The sequence below is a fragment of the Sulfitobacter sp. F26204 genome (assembly GCF_026410305.1).
GTDB lineage: Bacteria > Pseudomonadota > Alphaproteobacteria > Rhodobacterales > Rhodobacteraceae > Sulfitobacter.
The window spans coordinates 1-2,431 of the sequence record NZ_JAPMLQ010000023.1 but is presented as its reverse complement, the minus strand read 5'-3'; the positions used below and the strand labels follow the sequence as shown (position 1 = coordinate 2,431).

Genomic DNA, 2,431 nt, shown 5'->3' with positions numbered 1-2,431 from the left:
GTAACCGGTGCGCCGATCCCACCTATTTGACGTAATTCCAGGGTAGCAGCTCGTTGATCATGCTTTGTTTGTGGCCAGCGACGATGGCTGTGAGCGTATTGGTCAGATAGGCGTGCGGATCGACATCGTTTAATTTGCAGGTCTCGATCAAGGAAGCGATTACCCCCCAGTTTGCGGCTCCGGCGTCGTGGCCAGCGAAGAGCGCGTTCTTGCGATTCAAAGCGATGGGACGGATGGTGCGTTCGACGGCATTGCTGTCCATTTCGATACGGCCGTCAGTCAGAAACAGGCACAGTCCATCCCAGTATTTTGCGATGTATTTGAGCGCTTCACCCAAAGGGGCTTTGGCAGACAGCCGCGCGCGGTTGGTCGTGAGCCACTCCTCAAACGCGGCGATCAACGGTGCTGATCGGTCTTGCCGTGCAGCCAATCGCACCTCGGGTGCCAGGCCTCGGATATCCTTTTCGATCCGGTAGAGCGCAGCGATCTGTTTCAACCGCGCTTCGGCGATGGGGGCGGTGCCGGATTGCGCAACCTCATGCAATTTACGCCGCGCATGGGCCCAGCAGTAGGCCAAGGCGACATTGTCATCTGCGCGTTTGAGCAGGCGGTTATACCCTGCATAGCCGTCCACCTGTAAAATGCCGGAGAAGCCTTTGAGAATGTCATCTGCATACTGGCCGGACCGTCCCGGTGCATAAGTGAAGGCGACGCCCGGTGGAGCAGCACCACCCCACGGTCGATCGTCGCGGGCCAGCGCCCAGAAGTATCCGGTTTTGGTTTTGCGTCTGCCCGGGTCGAGCACTGGTGCTCTTGTTTCATCCATGAACAGTTTTGTCGAACGCTTCAAATCGGCGATCAACGCATCAAACACGGGTCGCAGCTCATAGGCTGCTTTGCCAACCCACCCTGCGAGGGTGGATCGATCAAGGTGGATGCCCTGACGGCTGTAAATCTGCGCCTGACGATACAGCGGCAGGTGATCCGCGTATTTGCTCACCAACACATGCGCCACAGTGGCCTCGGTCGGCATGCCACCCGGGATAAGCCGGGCGGGTGCAGGTTCTTGGATGACCCCATTCGTGCAGGACCGGCAGGCATACTTCGGGCGGCGGGTAACGATCACACGGAACTGGGCGGGGATGATATCCAATCGTTCAGACGCATCCTCACCAATCATATGCCGTTCAGCGCCGCAGCCGCAGATCGTGCTGTCGGGCGCAAGCACCTCTTCGATACGCGGCAAATGTTTGGGGAATGAACCGCGATTGGTATTGCGCGGCTTTGCCGGGCGCGATGTAGGCGGATCGAGCGCTTCATCTTCAGCATGGATCTCTGCCATCGCCGTTTCGATGTCTTCCAGCGCCAGTTCAAACTGCTCGGGATCGGCCTTCTCGGACCGTGCGCCAAACAGGGCACGCTTGAAGTCAGCAACCAGTTTCTCCAACTGGTCGATACGATCCTGCTTGCGCAGATTTCGGTCCTCTGAGGCAGCAAGCAGCGCCTTCAGGGCCTCAAAATCATTAGGGAGATCGGCAGGTTTTGACATGGGGAATGACTACCATTTCCTGCACCTCAGCAACCCTGCAAAAGACGGCCTGATTCACTCTGCCGCAGTCGGCGGACGCACTGACAAAGCCCTTACTTTCCGCCAGTCCAATCCCGAGAACAGCGCTTCAAACTGGGCGTAGTTTAGGGCCATCAGGCCATCCTTGATGGCAGGCCAAGTGAAGGTGTGTTCTTCGAGCCGCTTATAAGCCATGACCAACCCGGTGCCGTCCCAATACAGCAGCTTCAGCCGATCTGCGCGTTTCGAGCGGAACACAAATACGATCCCAGTGAACGGGTCCTTGCGCAACTCGTTCTTAACCAGCGCTGCCAGCCCGTCATGACCTTTTCGGAAGTCGACAGGCTTGGTGGCCACAACGATCCGCACTCGGTTCGAAGGGAACATCATGAGGGCGCATTCAAGGCACGGACAATCTCGGCAATGCGCGCTGCTGATGTGTTTGCGACCAATCGCACATGGACGCTGCCACAGATCAGATCCAATGGTGGTGGTGCAAGTTCAGGTGCCGTCTCAACATCGTCGCGCACAACCAATTCTGCAAAGCTTGGCGCCTCAGGAACAGCGGGCAGAACCAGCTTGCCCTCCCGCGCCATGCGCCGCCATTCCGACAAATGATTGGCCCGCATGTCATACCGCCGCGCAACTGCGCCCACCGAGGCACCCTCCACCAGCGTCTCGACCACAATTTGCGCCTTCACCGCATCCGGCCACCGGCGGTGACCGCGCGGCCCCACAATCATATCAATGTTACTGAGAAACTCCGTTGAGCGCTCCATGGAGAAACTCCCTGATAATCCATCCATTAGAGCTGAATCTCAGATCAGGCGATCACAAGGAAGGTGGGGGCGGCGCATCGCTTAC

General features: G+C 58.1%; 3 protein-coding genes. All 3 read right to left on the bottom strand.

The annotated features are described in order from the left end of the window. Window positions 1–22: 22 nt before the first annotated feature. From tnpC to OS190_RS20445, 3 genes are read right to left on the bottom strand one after another with little or no spacing between them, the layout of a single operon-like run. Window positions 23–1,549 carry an IS66 family transposase gene (gene tnpC / locus OS190_RS20455; protein WP_267160550.1) on the bottom strand — a complete coding sequence of 509 codons (1,527 nt, stop codon included), beginning with the start codon at window positions 1,547–1,549 and terminating at the stop codon, window positions 23–25. Window positions 1,550–1,603: 54 nt separating this feature from the next. Further along, window positions 1,604–1,957, bottom strand: coding sequence for an IS66 family insertion sequence element accessory protein TnpB (gene tnpB / locus OS190_RS20450; protein WP_267160549.1), 354 nt, complete (start codon window positions 1,955–1,957; stop codon window positions 1,604–1,606). Further along, a complete protein-coding gene (locus OS190_RS20445; RefSeq protein WP_267160548.1) occupies window positions 1,954–2,346 on the bottom strand; it encodes a transposase in 393 nt (130 codons plus the stop codon). The genes tnpB and OS190_RS20445 overlap by 4 nt, the downstream gene beginning before the upstream one ends. Window positions 2,347–2,431 lie beyond the last annotated feature (85 nt).